Origin of the sequence: Curtobacterium aurantiacum (assembly GCF_018598555.1) — a bacterium.
GTDB lineage: Bacteria > Actinomycetota > Actinomycetes > Actinomycetales > Microbacteriaceae > Curtobacterium > Curtobacterium aurantiacum.
In genome coordinates this window covers 176031-192152 of the sequence record NZ_JAHEWN010000002.1, presented here as the reverse complement: position 1 = coordinate 192152, position 16122 = coordinate 176031, and the positions used below count along the sequence as shown (strand labels likewise).

At 71.6% G+C, this 16122-nt stretch carries 10 protein-coding genes and 1 pseudogene; 6 read left to right on the top strand and 5 right to left on the bottom strand.

The window, feature by feature from the left end; all coding sequences use genetic code 11:
* Nucleotides 1-156: 156 nt before the first annotated feature.
* Nucleotides 157-3609, bottom strand: a complete 3453-nt coding sequence (locus tag KK087_RS02825; RefSeq protein WP_214564138.1) for an SdrD B-like domain-containing protein — start codon at nt 3607-3609, stop codon at nt 157-159.
* Nucleotides 3610-3788: 179 nt separating this feature from the next.
* On the opposite strand from KK087_RS02825, the gene KK087_RS02820 reads away from it, so the two are divergent.
* The gene (locus KK087_RS02820) at nt 3789-4586 is read left to right on the top strand and encodes an HAD-IIA family hydrolase (protein WP_214564137.1); all 798 of its coding nucleotides are present in this window, start codon (nt 3789-3791) and stop codon (nt 4584-4586) included.
* A gap of 273 nt (nt 4587-4859) precedes the next feature.
* On the opposite strand, the pseudogene KK087_RS18010 reads toward KK087_RS02820, so the two are convergent.
* A pseudogene (locus KK087_RS18010) lies at nt 4860-5039 on the bottom strand (CPBP family glutamic-type intramembrane protease); the annotation flags it as partial.
* Between the two features lie 451 nt (nt 5040-5490).
* Between KK087_RS18010 and KK087_RS02810 the strand changes: the two are divergent.
* On the top strand, nt 5491-6180 hold the full coding sequence (locus KK087_RS02810; RefSeq protein ID WP_214528850.1) for a metal-dependent transcriptional regulator: 690 nt from the start codon (nt 5491-5493) through the stop codon (nt 6178-6180).
* 375 nt (nt 6181-6555) lie between these two features.
* Here the strand turns inward: KK087_RS02810 and KK087_RS02805 are convergent, their stop codons facing one another.
* The 3 genes from KK087_RS02805 to pyrE form a co-directional block, all read right to left on the bottom strand.
* On the bottom strand, nt 6556-7200 hold the full coding sequence (locus KK087_RS02805; protein ID WP_214564136.1) for a HEAT repeat domain-containing protein: 645 nt from the start codon (nt 7198-7200) through the stop codon (nt 6556-6558).
* 252 nt (nt 7201-7452) lie between these two features.
* Nucleotides 7453-9729 carry a septum formation family protein gene (locus tag KK087_RS17770; protein ID WP_214564135.1) on the bottom strand — a complete coding sequence of 759 codons (2277 nt, stop codon included), beginning with the start codon at nt 9727-9729 and terminating at the stop codon, nt 7453-7455.
* Nucleotides 9726-10277: an orotate phosphoribosyltransferase gene (gene pyrE / locus KK087_RS02795; protein ID WP_214528847.1), complete on the bottom strand. Its 552-nt coding sequence runs from the start codon at nt 10275-10277 to the stop codon at nt 9726-9728. The genes KK087_RS17770 and pyrE overlap by 4 nt, the downstream gene beginning before the upstream one ends.
* A gap of 97 nt (nt 10278-10374) precedes the next feature.
* Here pyrE and KK087_RS02790 point away from each other — a divergent pair, with 97 nt between their 5' ends.
* The 4 genes from KK087_RS02790 (at nt 10375) to KK087_RS02775 (ending at nt 16108) form a co-directional block, all read left to right on the top strand.
* Nucleotides 10375-12042, top strand: a complete 1668-nt coding sequence (locus KK087_RS02790) for a hypothetical protein (protein ID WP_214564134.1) — start codon at nt 10375-10377, stop codon at nt 12040-12042.
* A gap of 76 nt (nt 12043-12118) precedes the next feature.
* Nucleotides 12119-13471 (top strand): M23 family metallopeptidase, encoded by a 1353-nt coding sequence (locus KK087_RS02785; RefSeq protein WP_214528845.1) that lies wholly within the window; start codon nt 12119-12121, stop codon nt 13469-13471.
* 193 nt (nt 13472-13664) lie between these two features.
* Nucleotides 13665-15431, top strand: a complete 1767-nt coding sequence (locus KK087_RS02780) for an alpha/beta hydrolase (protein ID WP_214564133.1) — start codon at nt 13665-13667, stop codon at nt 15429-15431.
* Entirely contained in the window at nt 15428-16108 is a 681-nt protein-coding gene (locus tag KK087_RS02775) for a hypothetical protein (protein ID WP_214564132.1), read from the top strand. The genes KK087_RS02780 and KK087_RS02775 overlap by 4 nt, the downstream gene beginning before the upstream one ends.
* The last annotated feature ends 14 nt before the right edge of the window (nt 16109-16122 follow it).

The following is a 16122-nucleotide window of genomic DNA, read 5'->3' as shown; positions in this document are numbered from 1 at the left end:
TGTCCCGAAAAGCGTAGGGCAAAAGCCGACCGCGGTTCGGTGTCTCGACCATCTCGGGTCTCAGAGCAGCGCGCAAGAGCCGCTCCGGGCCTCCCGGCCCTTTCTGAGCGGAACGTCAGTGGGGCCGCGACGACCGCCCCGCCGCGGCCCCCTGGTTCAGCGCTGGCTCGATCCGCGGGTGCGACGTCTGCGCACCACGAGGAACACGCCCAGGGCCAGGAGCATCACTGCTGTCACCGCCGCCAGCCCGAGTCCGTCGGCTCCGGTGAACGCCAGCCCGCTGCGTGCCGAGTCGCCGGACCCGTCGCCGGTACCCGCCGACGCCTCCGCGTCGTCGTGCGTGCCGGGTGTTCCCGAAGAACCGGCGCTCCCGGGATGTCCGGGCGTACCGGGCGCTTCCGGACCACCGGGCGTCACCGGCGGTCCGGTCGGTGTGTCCGCTGCGGGCAGGAGCCCCGCGTCCACGGTGCGGTCCTGTTCGATGTGCTCGAGCTGGCCCTCGTCGGAACGGATCGCGGCGAGTTCGACGGGGGCGGTCGCACCGGAGGAGTCGGCGTCGGAGTCGATCGCGCGGTCGTCGCCGACGAACTCCTTCGTGAACTCCCGACCGTCCGGTGCCGTCCAGTGCAGGGTGTAGGAGCCGGGGCGCAGGTCGTCGAAGGCGTACCCGCCGTCGCCGTCCGTGGTGGTCGTCCGGCGCACGGCGTCGCCGCGGTCGTCCGAGCCGGTGAGGCGGACCGCGACGTCGGCGATGCCGGCTTCGTCGTCCTGCAGACCGTCGCCGTCCTCGTCGGACCACACGAAGTCGCCGATCGAACCGGCGACGACCGTGACCGTCGCCGGGTTGGACTGGACCGGCAGAGCGAGGTTCGAGGCGCGGAGGCCGAACCGGTTCGTGTACGTGTCACCGTCGCGCTGGCCCGCCGTCGCGACCACGACCCGGTGCGTCACGGTCTCGCCCACGCCCACGGGGGCCGTCCGCAGGATGCGCGCAGCCGTGACGTCCGCGAGCCGGGCCGGGCATCCCCCGGTGCCGAACCCCGACGCCGAGCACCAGGTGGTGGCGCCACCGCCCTGGTTCGACGGGTCAGCGGCGTCGAGCACGACGTCGTGCGGGTTGCGGTTCGTGTAGCGGACGCGCTCACCGGCGGCGGCGGCGACCGCGATGGGCGCGGCGAGTCCGACCGTGCCGTGGAAGGTGGAGTTGCGGGTGTCGCCCCGGTACGGAAGGACGTCGATGACGTCCAGGCCGTCGATCGGGGTGGCGTCGATGTTCGTGTACCCGAGGTCCCACGCCAGGTGGTCCCCCGAGACGACGACCGGTTCGACGGCGGTCTTCTCGACGCCGACGCCGCCGGCTGCGACGACCTGGACGGCGCGCTCGGCGTTGCGGAGCGCCTGCGGCGACTTGTCCGTCGGCGAGGCGATGTCCGTCGTGTTGGTGATCGCCCCCGCCGGAGCGAGCTTCGAGACCGCGGCGGTGTACGTGATCGGGTCGATCGCCTCGTTCGGCTTGACCTGCATCGTCCAGGTGAGGCGCTGGACCTCGTTGCCCTCGTCGTCCTTCGTGGTGTCGATCTCCGGCACCTCGGAGGCACTGCCGGCGACGTAGGTCACGTGGTTCGGCAGGACGTCCCGCACCGCCACGGAGGTCTCCTTCCCGGTGGTGTTGCCGTTCGTGAGCGACGGGTACAGCGCGTAGTCGACGGTGCCACCGGCGACGGCGAAGGTGGTCTCGTCGGGGGTGTCGGCCGCGTCGTGGCCGGGGTCGACGATCTTCTTCTGGATCCGGGCGAGGTTCTCGGTGAGGATGACGCTGTCGGAAAGGGGGCCGGCACCGAGGTCCGCGTCGGACCAGACGTCGTGCACCCAGCGCTCTGAGCGGTCGCCGAACCACGCGTGACCGAAGTCGTAGGCCCGTGTGCCGTCGGCGGCGTCCTCGGTGGTGACGTAGCTGTAGAGCGTGCCGGTGTTGCCGCCCCGGATTTCGCCGGTTGCGCGGACCGCGCCGACGGCGTCGAGGCCGCCGGGGACGTCTTCCGGCTGGTCGTACCAGGGGCCGTCGCCGTCGTCGCACGTCGCCTTCTGACCGGCGGCCGGAGAGGTCATGTCGTACGCGGCGTACTGCACCTCAGCGCCGGTGAGACCGCTGGTCCATGCCACGGTCCTGCTGCCTCCGACGCGGGTGGCACGCTGGGTGTCACGGTCGAACGTGTCGCAGAGGATCACGTTCTCGTACGGGGAGAGGCCGTTGTTCCATGCGCCGACGTCGCTCCGGAGCAGTGTTCCGGGCGTGGTCCACGGGTCGCCGTGCTTCGCGGATCCGTCTTCGACGACCCTGCCGTTGTCGATGACCCGGTGGAACTGCTTCTGCGTTCCGCCGGGTGCGTACTCGATGATGTTGCGCTTCGCGGAGTTGTCTCCGGTGGGCTCGGTGCCGCCCGGGAAGTTCGATGCACCGCTGAGTGAGGTGGTCTGGAGCGGGGTGAACGTGTTGATCGAGTCAACCGAAGTACCGACCGGGGGGATGGGCATCCACAGGCTGATGTACCCGCTGACGAAGTACGACTTGGCACCACCCCTGATCGGGCCACCGGCGACGTTCTTCGAGGGGATGCGCGTCGGGTCGGTGACGGTGTCGGTGATCGTGACGTCGACGTCCTGCCCTGCTGCGGTCTGGGTGCAGCTGAACGTCCCGGAGTCGGTGACGGCTGTCTCCCCGCCGCCCTTGCCGCCGGGGAGGCCGGCCATCCGCCAGTCATTGTCGGCGTTCGGGCCGCAGACCGGGTTGCCGCCGTTCCACAGCACGGCGTCGGAGGGCACATCGCCGAGGATCTCGGAGAGGTCGTCCGTGAACGACATCGGGCCGACGCTCTTCTCGAACCCGAGGAGCCCCTGTCCGGGCACGAGCGGCTGCCAGTCCACGGCGATCGGGTAGATCAGCTGCAACCCCTTCGTCGTTCCGTCCGGACCGGTGACGTCGGTCCGGAGCGATGACGCGTGGACGTTCTTGCTCAGGTTGTAGCGCGCGGCTGCGGACACCGTGACGGAGTCAGCGACCGCGGTGGCGGTCCCGTTCTCGGCCTCGTCCGCCGTCGCGGTCACCGGGACGGCGATCGTGTCGCCGTTCTGCAACTCGCCCGAGACGTCGAGGACGATCGGCACGGAGACCGTCCGGCCTTCTCGGAGCGTGCCGATGTTGCAGGTCAGCACGGCCCCCGAGACCGCCGAACCCGGACCGACGCAGATGGTCGGGACCCCTGCCCACGACGTGCCGGCGGGAGCGGTCGCACTGAAGCGTTCGTTCGTGCTGGTGCCGTCGTTCGAGTTGAGGGAGACGCGGTACGTGATCGCGTCCATCGTGCGGACGATGCCGTTCTTCTCGCTCGCATCGCCACCAGCGCCGTCCGTCGGGGTGACGGGGCCGTTGCCGTCCTTCGTGACGTCGATCGCGACGGCGACCGTGCTCTGCGTCGCGGCGGATGCGGTGCCGTCGGGCCCTTCCGGCTCGCTCGCCCCCGCCGGGGTGGTCGGCAGGGCAAGGCCGAGGACGATTCCAGTGGTGGCCAGCGTCGACACGGCGATGCGCGCTCTACTTCGAGATCGCATGGGTCTCCTTGTTCTCGCGAGCTGATGTCGCGCAGATCGTGGGGACGAGGACCGCCCCGACCGGCAGCGTACGCACATATTGCATCTCACAACAATTATTCATGTTCCGAATATCGTTGATGGTGATTGCCGAGCATCGCGACGGCAGGCGTGAACCCCTGCGCAGTAGGGTGAGGGCCATGGCGACCCGAGAAGACGTCGAGTGCTGGCTGACCGACATGGACGGCGTGCTCGTCCACGAGAACCAGGCGCTCCCCGGCGCCCCGGAGCTCATCCAGCAGTGGCTCGACGACGGCACCGAGTTCCTCGTGCTGACGAACAACTCGATCTTCACGCCGCGCGACCTCAGCGCCCGGCTCCGGGGATCGGGCCTGCACGTGCCCGAGGAGCGGATCTGGACGAGCGCGCTCGCGACCGCCGACTTCTGCAAGTCACAGATGCCCGGCGGCTCGGCGTTCGTCATCGGTGAAGCGGGCATGACGACTGCCCTGCACGAGGCCGGGTTCATCATGACCGAGACGGCTCCCGACTACGTCGTCGTCGGCGAGACCCGCAACTACTCGTTCGAGGCGATCACCAAGGCCGTCCGGCTCATCCGCGCCGGAGCCCGGTTCATCGTGACGAACCCCGACGCCACCGGCCCGAGCGCCGAGGGGGTCCTGCCGGCCACCGGCGCCATCGCCGCGATGATCGAGAAGGCAACCGGCAAGCAGCCCTACGTGGTGGGCAAGCCGAACCCGATGATGTTCCGCTCCGCGATGAACCGGATCGGGGCGCACTCCGAGAACACCGGCATGATCGGCGACCGCATGGACACCGACGTGCAGGCCGGGATCGAGGCGGGGCTGCACACCGTGCTCGTCATGACGGGCATCAGCGACCAGGCGGAGATCGACCGGTACCCGTTCCGTCCGAGCGAGGTCATCTCCGGCGTGCACGAGCTCGTGCGCACCGAGCCGTTCGAGGTCGAGCTCTAGCCCCGGCCGGACGCGACCGCTGACGCGCGTCGACCCCGAAACCGGACGCGACCGCGGCGCGAGCCGACGGGGCCGGTCGTCGTACCAGGCGATGATCCCGCCCGCCACGATGCCGAACGCGAGCACCCCGAACGAGAACAGCCCGATCAGACCGAGCAGCACCACGCGCCCCGAGTCGCTCGTGTCCACGGTCGCGGAGAACCCGATCGACCCGAAGTCCCAGAAGGCGTGCAGCAGCACCGGGGCGAGCAGCGAGCCGGTCAGCCGACGCGCGACGTACAGCGTCGACCCGAACGACGCTGCGAACACCACCTGGACCAGCGTCGGCCCGATCCCGGCGCCCGCGAGCGCGTTGAGCAGGTGCAGCAGCCCGAACAGCGCGCACGACAGGGCCCACACCCACATCTCCGGCAGCCGTCGCCGCAGCCCCACGAGCAGGGTGCCTCGGGCCATCAGCTCCTCGAAGACCCCGACGAACAGCACCCCGACCGCGAGCAGCAGGAAGTAGTGCGCGGGCAGCGCCGACCAGTCGATCAGGGGCAGCCGGACGACGCACACCACGAGCACGAGGATCGGCGCGACCATCGTCCACCGCAGTCGCGTCCGGACCGGGTCGACCGTGGCGATCCGCCACCAGCCGAGCGCCGTGACGAACAGGGCCAGTGCCGCGACGGCGATGCCCTCGGGGATGACGAGGGCGTGCACGACGCTGTCGACCGTCTGCCCGAGGGTCGCGTAGTCGTCGCTCGGCCGTGACCGCCAGGCGCTGATCGCCGCGAACACCACGATCGGCGCGAGCCCGAGCAGCAGCGACGGCGGCACCGGCCAGCGACGGCGGGGCGCTCGGACGGGGGCGGTGGTGGTCATCTGCTGGTTGTACCAGGCGGGACGTACGATTGGCGGTATGCGCCTGCCCTCCCTGTCCACGATGGCAGAGGACTACGTCAAGCTCATCTGGAAGGCCAGCGAGCGCGGCGGACCCGGCCTGGCGACGCGGGACATCGCGGCGTCCCTGAAGGTGTCGGCGTCGACGGTCTCGGGCAACCTCAAGAAGCTCGACCGTGACGGCCTGATCGAGCACACCCCGTACTACGGCGTCGTGCTCACCCCGCTCGGGCAGCAGGTCGCGGTGGCGATGGTCCGGCGGCACCGGCTGATCGAGACGTTCCTGGTGGAGCGGCTCGGCTACTCGTGGGACGAGGTCCACACCGAGGCCGAGGCCCTCGAGCACGCCGTGTCGGAGCAGTTCCTCGACCGGGTGGACGCCGACCTCGGCCACCCGACGCACGACCCACACGGTGATCCGATCCCCGGCGCCGACGGCATCGTGCCGGACTCCCCCGGCACCCTCCTCGGCGCGATCGAGCCGGGAGCGTGCGGCACCGTCGACCGTGTCTCGGACGACGACCCCTCGCTGCTGCGGTACTTCGACGAGCTCGGGGTCGGGCTCGGCACACACCTGCGGGTCGAGCGGGTGCGGGACTACGCCGGCGTCATCGCGGTGTCACGGCGGTCCACCGACGGCTCGGAGTCACTCGTCGACCTGCCGGCCGCGGCCGCGTCGGCAATCTGGCTCGCGCCCGACGGCGACTGACGGCGCTGCGCGCGCGGGGTGGTCGGCTGGTCGGCTGGTCGGCTGGTCGGCTGGTCGGCTGGTCGGCTGGTCGAGACACCCCGCTCACATCCGCCGAGGGGTCATGAACCGTCGTCCGGGAGCCTCCGCAGGCGACGGTTCGCGACCACCCGGTGCCCAGCGCACGGGGCGTCATGACCGCACCGCGGCCCGCGAACGCGCGTGGCGTCGGACGGGAGGCCCGGTGCGCGGCCGCCACGGGCCTCCCGTCCGGCGCCCCCACCGGTCACGACACCCCGCTCACGTCCGTCGAGAAGTCACCATCTGTCGCCCGGGAGCCCCGCAGCCGACGGTTCGCGACCACCCGGCGCTCCCGGCCGGGCGCGCCCGCAGGCCCTAGCCCTTGACGGACCGGGTCCGGCCGAGGGCAACCTCGCGCCGGGCCCGCTCGACAGCGAGCGCGGACGCAGCGTCCGGGTCGTGCAGGAGTCGTTCGGTCTCGCGCACGTGCTCCAGGACGGCGTCGGTCCCCCGGTCGGCGGCCGCTGCGAGGATCGGCGCGACGGTGTCCTCGCCGAGTCCCACCAGGGCACGCGACAGGCTGAGCCGACGCTCCCGGTCGCCGACGCCGAGCTGCACCGCGAGGGTCCGGGCGAGCGACGCCCGCTCGTCGTCGGGCACCAGCGCGACGGCGGTCCGCCAGGCCGCGCGGAGCACCTCGTCGTCCCGGTCCCCGAGCAGCGGGCGCACCGCGGGCCACGCGCCCGGGTCGCCGATCTTCGACAGGGTGTGCAGCGCCTGGCTGCGGGCCTGCGGCTCGGGGCGCTCGAGCTCGGGCAGGACGCGCGCGACGACGTCCTCGGCGGGGTGCCGGGTGAGCGCCCACGTGAGCATGTCGCGGACGAAGAAGTCCGGCTCGACGGCGCACTGCGCGACGAGCACGTCGATGTCTGCCGGGTCCGGGGTGGTCCCCGCGGCCATCACGGCCTGCAGGCGGACGGAGGATCGCGGGTCGGCGAGGGCATCGGTGAGCACGGTCATCTCACCATCGAAGCCCCTCGCGCCGGGGCCGTGTCAAGCCTCGGGGCACAGCGTCGGGAGCCGTGCGGTCCGCTGTCGATAGTCCCGGCGCACGAGGAACGACGATGTCGTTGTCGTACGACAGCGGAGATGTCGTTCGTTGCACACGCAGACAGTCCCGGCGCACGAGGAACGACGATGTCGTTGTCGTACGACGTCGACATCGTCGTTCCGCGTCGGACCCGGCAACCGACCGCACCGACCGCCCCGCCCCTACGCCCCTGGCGCCAGCGACCCGGTCAGCGGCTGCCCCGACGACCGCGTCACGAAGCACGAGATGAACCGGTTGCCCTGGTCCCACGTCGCCTGGTCCGGCGCGTACGAGCCCTGCACCTGCACGTCACCCACGGCCGCAGCGGCCGAGGCGTTCAGCGCCGCGTCGGACTGGCACTGGTCGGCTGCCTGGGTCGCCAGGGCCTCGGCGCCGGGGTAGGTGTCCCCCTCGACGGCAAGCCGTGCGGTCAGCTGCCCGATGTGCGGCGTCGCGCAGTCGACGACGGTGAAGGTCTGCGACCACGCGTTCGTGAACGGCGACAGGCACTCCCCGCCGGCGAGGTCGGTCCAGGCGTGCTCACCGGGCAACGCCGGCGTCGTGGCGAACTGCAGCGTGGTGCCCGGTGCCGTGGCGTCACTCGGCTGCGAGGCGGACTCCGACGGCGCAGCGGTGGGTGTCGCCGGTGCCGAGGAGGCCGCAGCAGGCGACTTCGTCGGCACGGCCTGGTCGGCGATGTTGTTCCCCAGGATCCACTTCGACAGCAGGAACACCAGGACGATGAGCACGAGGATCAGGGCGATCGAGCCCCAGATGAGCAGCTGCTTGCCGCGCTTGCCCTCGTTCCGCAGCCGCGCGAAGCCCTCGTTGATGAAGTTGTCGCGCTCGCCGGGCTCACGGTCCGGACCGCCAGCAGCACCAACAGCCGAGCGGGAGGCAGCAGGAGCAACAGGAGCAGGAGCAGCAGCTGCGGGAACGGCGGCAGCGGGCATCATCCGCGTCCCGGTGTCCTCCGGGTCGTAGCCGGTGCCGCCGAGTTGCCCGACGGCCTCGGTGCCGAACAGGTCCTTGATGGCGCTCGTGTCGCTGGTCTCGCGACCGTCCCACTCGGACTGGTCCAGGTCCTCCGGCGCAGCGGCCGGAAGGGACTCCGGCTGCGGGCCCGTGTCGTTCCCGCGAAGCCCGAGCACGGCGTCGAGGTCCTGTCCCACCGAGGGCGGCAGGTGCGCCGGGTAGGACGGCTCGTCGGCGGCCGGCTGGACGAGCGGCGGCGCAGCGGTCGGCGGCACGGTCGCGTCGGGCTCGGACCACCAGGGCGTCCCGGCAGCCGGCAACGCGGTGGTCGGGGCATCGGACTGGAGGCGCTCGGTCGCGTCCGGCACGTCGTCCCCGGCGGGCCCACGGGGTGCTTCCACGGCCTCGGTCGGTTCCGCGGCCTCGCTCGCGTCCGACGAACCAGCGCCGGCAGCGACGGCGGCAGCGGCACCCGCAGCGGGGACCGCCGGGGGCACCACCGGCGGCACCGGGACGGCCGGCGGCACCGGGTACGTGCGCGGTGCCTGGGGCAGCCCGTCCGCCGGGGTGTCGACCTCGCCCGCGACGACCTCGTCCTCGTCGTCGGACTCGTCGGCGAGCGACCAGGACCCGGTGGCGAGCGCGGTGGTGTCGAACGAGTCGGTGGTCAGCGTCGCCGGGACCTCGCCGGCCTCGTCGTCGTGGATCGCCCAGTCGAACGGCCGGTCGTGCGCGCCGGTCTGCGTGGGCACCGGCCCGGTGCTCGTGATGCGCAGCAGGTCGGTGAAGGTCGGCGGCTCCTCGGTCGGGGGGAGCACGTTCTCGACGCCGAGGGGCTGCGGCGCAGCAGGGGCGACGGGCTCCGGGTGCGATCCGGTCGCACGGCCGAGCCAGTCGACGTCGGCACGGCCCTCGCCGAACGGGTCGACCCGTCGGCGCTCGTCCTCGATGGCCTTCGAGGCGGCAGCCCGTTCGTCTCGGTGGGTCTGGGCGGTGGGCAGCACGATCGAGGACGGGTGCGGTGCGGTGGAGTCCGGTGGAACGTCGGCGGCGGCCGGGATCCGGTCGTGCAGCGTGGAGCGCTCGTGCTCGACGGCGGCGTCGGGGTTCTCCGACGGCGCGAGCAGCTCGGCGGGCATCGAGATGGCCTGGGTCGCCCCGTCGTCGAGCACCGGAGCAGCCGGAGCGTCAGCAGCCGGAGCATCAGCAGCAGGATCGGCAGCCTCCGCGTCCGCGTCCGCCACGAAGGGCTCGGGCAGCGGTGCGCCGGTCTCCCGAGCGGTGCGCTCGGCCTCCCGGCGCTCCCGCCGCGACGGCCAGTCCTCCTCGCCACGCGGAGCACCGAAGATGTCCGCAGCGCTGCGGAGACCGTGGAACGGAGCGTCCGATCCGGACGCACGCCGAGCCTCCAGGCCGTCGTCCCCGTCTGCCGGGCCGGCGGTGCCGTCGGGTTCGCGTGCGTCGTCCGGACGCTCCCCGGTCACGCGGTCAGCCCCAGATCAGCCAGCCCGATGGCCGCGAAGTACGGGTACCCGGCCGCTTCGATCGTCTCCTTCGCACCGGTGTCCCGGTCGACGACGACCGCGACGGCGGCGACGATCGCGCCCTCGCGCTCGAGCGCCTCGGCCGCCTTGAGCGGCGAGCCGCCCGTGGTGGAGGTGTCCTCGAGTACGACGACGCGCTTGCCCCTGAGGTCCGGTCCCTCGACCTGCTTGCCGCGGCCGTGGTCCTTCGGCTCCTTGCGCACGACGAAGGCGTCGTAGGTCAGGCCCTGCGCGGCGGCCTGGTGCAGGACGGCGCTGGCGATGGGGTCGGCGCCCATGGTGAGGCCACCGACGGCGGAGACGTCCGGCACCTGCTGCACGAGCTCGGTCATGACCTGCCCGATCAGGGGCGCGACGCGGTGGTCCAGGCTGACCTTCCGCAGGTCGATGTAGTACGTCGCCTTCTTCCCGCTGGTCAGGGTGAAGTCGCCGTGGAACACCGCTTCGGAGGAGATGTACTGGATCAACTGTTCGCGCGCGTCGGTCACAGCCCACAAGGGTAGTCGGTCGGGCTCGCAGCCCGCTCCCCCGTCCTGTGGGGTCATCGAGCGCCGGCACCGAGGCTGCCTCGGTACGCTCCGGGGCATGTCCCGAGCACCGCGCCGCCCCGCCGTGGCGCCGGCTCCGTCCGGCGGCCGTCGGCCCGGCCCCGTGGCCGTCAGGATCGGTCGGGAGGCCCTGGGCGGCCTGGTCGCGCTGGCCCTGGCCGTCATCGCCCTGCGTCACGTCATCGCGACGGACCGGGTGGCGTTGCTCTGGTACGACGGCGACTCGGTGCTGCTGCCGCTCGTCGAGCGCTCGGTGCAGGCCGGGCAGCCGTTTGAGTGGGCGATGTCGCCCGCGCTGTTCTTCTTCCCCGAGCTGCCCGCGTACCTGGTCAGTTCGTTCGTCACCGCGACGCCGCAGCAGGCCCTGGCGCTGAACGGGGTGCTCGTGCTCCTCGCCGTGTACGCGCTGGTGCGGGCGGCCGCGAACGAGCTGATGCCGTCAGCCGGCCGCCCGGCCCGGATCGCGGTGTCCGCCGGGGCGCTCGGCATCGTCACGCTGCTGGTGCTGACCGAGTCGTCGGCGACGGCGACCTCGCTCGAGCTGGCGTCCCTGCTGCTCACGACCACCTACTACTACGGCGCCGTGCTGGCGATGCTCGGCACCGCGGTGCTCGTGCTGCGTGCGGTGCGGCTCGGGCGGGCGTCGGTGCCGCTCCTCGTGGTGCTCGGACTCGTCGCCGCGTGCACGACGGCGTCGAACCCGCTGTACGTGCCGTGGTCGGCGGCTCCCGTGGTGGTCACGCTCGGGCTCCTGGTGCTCGCGCGACGGGTGCCGTGGCACCCGGCGGTGCTGTTGGGCGGCACCGTCACGGTCGGCTCGGTCATCGGGTACCTGGTGCGCATCCCGCTGCGGCCCTTCGTCTCGCTCGACCCGGCGACGTACGTGCAGCCGTCGCGGGCCGGTGCCACCGTGCGGTTCTTCGCGGCACTGACCGACGACCGGGCGGGCTCCGCCGCGGGCGACCTCGGGCTCCTGCTGCTGTTCGCCGGGGTGCTCGTCACCGTCGGCGGCACGGTCTGGGCCTGGCGGGTCCACACCGCCCGCACCGTGCTCGTCGCCACGCTGCTCCCCCTGGTCACCGTGGTCGCCGTCTCCGTCGGGGTCGTCGTCGCCGGGTCCGAGACCCCCCGCTACCTCCAGCCGATCGTCACCGCACCGCTGCTCGCGCTCGTCGCCGTCGCCGAACTCACCCGCACCGCGGTCCGCCGCACCCGCGTGCACCGTCCGCGCCGCGGGGTGCGCGCCGGCGTCGCCGTCGCGATGGCCGCCGTGCTCGCGGTCGGGATCGCGGTGGCCCCGAGGACCGCGCACGCCGTGGCGACCGCGCGGTACCCGGCGGCTGCGTGCCTCGACCGCTGGGCGGACGGACGCGAGGTCACCGGCGTCGGACAGTTCTGGACCGTGCGGCCCCTCGCCACCTACGCGGCGACGAACGTCGAGCTCCTGCAGGTCCGCGACACCTTCGAGACGTACCCGTGGCTCGTCGACCTCGGCGCCTACCGCGACGCCGACCCGACCTTCGTGGTGGTCGGCTCGCACGACCTCTGGACGACGGCCGTGGAGGACTCCCTCGGCGCACCGGCGACCATCACGCACTGCACGGGTTTCGACGTCTACGACTACGCCGGCACCGCGGGCGAAGCGGTCCTGCGGCGCGAGGTCGTCGGGAGCGCCGAGGTCATCCGCCGTGACCGTGGCTTCTGACGTGCACTGCTGAAGTTGTCCACAGCGGCGCGTCGCCGTCCGATACTCGCTGTACGGATGTATAGGCTCGTGCTCGATGTCTCGCCCCACCAGCCCCCGCGCCCCCCGTGTCCCCGTGCGCCTGCGCCTCGCCGTCACCGGCCTCGCGCTCGCGGGCCTCGTCGGCACGGTCATCGCCGACGCCCCGGCAGCCCAGGCGGTGAGCTACCCCACGTGGGACGAAGTGAAGTCCGCCCGCGGCAAGGAGTCCGCGAAGCAGGGGCAGATCACCGAGATCCGGGGCATCATCAGCGAGCTGGACGCCAAGGTCGAGGCTGCCGAGGCAAAGGCCAAGAAGCTCGGTGACGTGTTCTACAAGGCGCAGCGCAAGGCCCAGACCGCCGCCGAGAAGGAACAGCAGCTCCGCGCCGACGCGAAGGACCACGCGAAGGTCGCCGACCAGAGCGCCGCGCAGGCCGGGCAGTTCGCCGCGCAGATGTCCCGCTCCGGCGGTGCCGACGTCACCACGTCGGTGATCACCCAGGGCGAAGACGCCAGTGACCTCCTCTACAACCTCGGTGCGCTGAGCAAGCTTTCGGAGCAGGCCGAGCGCGTCCAGGCCGCCGCGAGTGCCGACGCCGCCGTCGCCCGTTCGCTCGAGGCCCAGGCCGACCGGGCCGCCGAAGCACTGGGCGACCTCGCCGCCGAAGCTCAGGACCGCATGCAGGAAGCCCAGTCGGCCTCCGACGCAGCACAGGCCGCCTACGACGAGCAGCAGTCCAACAAGGCACGACTCGACGCCCAGCTCGCGACCCTGACCTCCGGCCGTGTCCGCACCGAAGCCGAGTTCGCCAAGGGTGAGCGCGTCCGCAAGGCGGCGGAGGAGAAGGCGGCGCGCGAAGCCGCAGAGCGCGCAGCCGCCGCACAGCGCGCGGCCGCCGCTCAGGCCGCCGCGAACTCCGGTGGGGGCGCTCCGTCTGGTGGCGGCTCGACCGGCAGCAGCGGTTCGGGCGGCGGCGGTTCCGTCGGCGCGGGCTCGGGCACCGGCTGGGTCCGTCCGGCGAGCGGCTACGTGATCAGCCCCTACGGCTACCGCGTGCACCCGATCACCGGTGCCGTGACCATGCACGAGGGCACCGACCTGGCCAGCGGCTGCTACACGCCCATCGTCGCGGCGTCGTCCGGCACCGTCGACTACGTCGGCTGGTACGGCGGCTACGGCAACTACGTCCGCATCAGCCACGGTGGCGGGGTGCAGACCGCGTACGGCCACATCGTCGACGGCGGCTTCCGGGTCGCCACCGGCCAGCAGGTCTCCGCGGGGCAGCTCATCGCGCTCGTCGGCTCCACCGGGGCCTCGACCGGCTGCCACAGCCACGTCGAGGTGCACATCAACGGCGCCACCACCGACCCGGTGCCGTTCATGTCGGCGCGGGGCGTCGCCTTCTAACCCGAACGGTCCCGGTGGGGACCGCCGCGCATCGCCGCGGTAACTTCTCCACATATCGGCGTGAAACTTCACCGTTCGTGCTTCCGCTGCTACGGTTCCATCAGGGGGCCGGTCAGGTATGGGGGGGACGATGGGAATCGAGTTCGACGACGCCGCGGCGTCGCGGTTGATCGATCGCGGTGTGGAGGTGGCAATGACACTGCGAGCCAGCGCAGCACCGCGTCAGAGCATCGCCGACGCCGCGTTGCTCGACTTCGACGGCGCGTACTCGAGGTTGTTCGAGGCCGCACGGCTCACGGAGTCACAAGACCGGATCCGGCTGGCGAAGGCGCTCGAGTCCCTGGTCGAGCAGCTCCGGGCAGTGCAGCGGCAGGCCGACGCCGAACGCAAGCGGTTGGCGGACGTCGCCGCGTGGCGGCAGCGCGAGGCCGACCGTGACCTGGTTCGCGCCGGCGGCGGACTCCCGATGCAGCCCGTGCTCGACTGGAGCAGCTCGGTGTTCGACCCTGAACCATCGGGCACGCCACAGCGACCTTCTCCGGTGTCCGCGGTGTTCAGCGCGCGCTCCCGGCAGCGCACCGGCGGCCGGTCCGGAGAACGGAGCGGGGCAGATCCCGCTCGGCTGCGGAAGTTCGCTGCCGTGGCTCGGGTGCAGGACTCCTCGACGGAGCAAGACCTCGTGCGGGTGCGCAACGCGTGGACCGTGTTCCGCAGCGGTTGCAGCTGGGTCCCGGTCGACGGGGCGTCGTTGCCAGGTGGTTTCGCCGACTACCTCGCCGAGAACGCCGACGACGCATCGTGGATCGATCGGATCGCCAGCGCGTTCAGCGCCGCTGGCGGCGGTTCCCTCGCGAACGCTGCACTCGACGTCGCCGGCACCTCCAAACTCCCACTCGGGCTGCAGCGGCTGCTCGATCCGTCCCTGACCCCGGCGGAGGTCGCAGCGGCCTGGGCCGCGCTCGGCTTCACCGACGCCGACGTCCGGGCGTTGCCCCTGACCACGCAGCTGCAGTTCGCAGGACTCGACGGCGTTCCGGCAGCGCAGCGCGACATCGCGTCCCGGGCCGTCCTCTCGGCCGCGGTACGAGACCCGGAGCGGCTGTACCGGCTGATGGGGCTGCCGTACACCTACGGTGCGGTCAGCCTCGACGAGTTCCGGGTGCAGGTCATCGGCCTCGGCGACGCACTCAAGCGTGCCGATCGCTTGGCGGCAGATCTTCGAGCCCCTTCGAGCGCCGTCGCACAGCTCGTCGGATTCGGCGTGTCGAACGGAGCGCTCGTCGCCGCCGTCGCACTCGGCGATCTGGACACGGCATCCAACGTGACCGTCAACGTCCCCGGCGCGATGACCACCCTCGACAGTATGGATGAAAAGGTCCGTGCTGCGAAGGAACTGCTCCTCTCAGCCTCCCGCAAGGGATCGGTAGCCGACTCCTTCTCGATCGTATCGTGGATCGGCTACCGCGCCCCGGGTGTCATCGAGGTCCCCGGTCAAGACCGCGCGAACGCGGGCGGAGCGAACCTCGCGTCGTTCCTCGACGGCATCCACGACAGCCGCAGCACGGCACCGCAGTCCGTGACCGTCCTCGGACACTCCTACGGCTCCACGACCGCGGCCGAGGCACTCGCGCAGACCCGGCACCGCGTGGAATCGTTCGTCACCTACGGCTCGGTCGGGTTCACCGACACCACGACGCCAGAGCACCTCAACGTGGGCCGTGTCTACGCTACCGAAGGTGCCGAGGACCACACCGCGAGTTTCGGGAGGATCGGGCGCACCGATCCTCGCGACCTGCCCGACGTCGGCACGTTCAGTGCCGAGGCCGCTGCCGCTGCCGCTGCCGGTAGCAAAGCCGTCACCGGTCACGACATGTACCCGGACAGCGGCGTCGGCTACCTGTCCCGCGACGCCACGTCGCAGCAGACCATCGCCAAGATCATCGCGACGGGGAAGCCATGATGAACACCATGCAATCGACGCTCCGCACCATCACGACGGCAGTCCTGACCCTGGGACTGCTGACCGGCTGCGCAGCAGGAGGAACCGAGATGCCCACGGACGCAGCTGGCCTGACCCAGGACGACGTCGCGGAGATGTCTCTCCACCAGGAGTACGACGCCTACCGCGACCACTACGAACACATGCAACGACTCCTGAAAGCCGCGCAACTCCAAGTCCACGACGGCGAATGGGAGTGGGATGGCGGCGACCGTGTTCCATTGATCGGCGGTGACGGCGTCGCAGCGCTGCCCGGGTCCGACACGAAAAACAGCTACGACATGCGCAGTGGACGGCTCTGGTCCCCACCCGGCGCGACCGGCCAGGCGCGCGACTTGCAACCGATGGTCGACTACTTCACCGACCAGGGGTGGGCCATCGAGCAACGCGACATCACCGGCGACCACGAAGTCTGGGGGGCCACCGGGGACGGCTGGCAGATCATCTACACAGCGCAGACGAATGGGAGGTACTCACTCGAGATCTACAGCGAACCCTTCTGGACCAACGATGCGGATGCACTCTCCGAGGCAGTCGGAGGACGGAACGACGGGGCCTACCCCGATCGATCGCTCCCGGGCGTCTACCCCTCGTTCCCGTCCTGGGAATCCCCCATCGTCAGCCCACCCAAGATCTGATGCTCCATGCCATC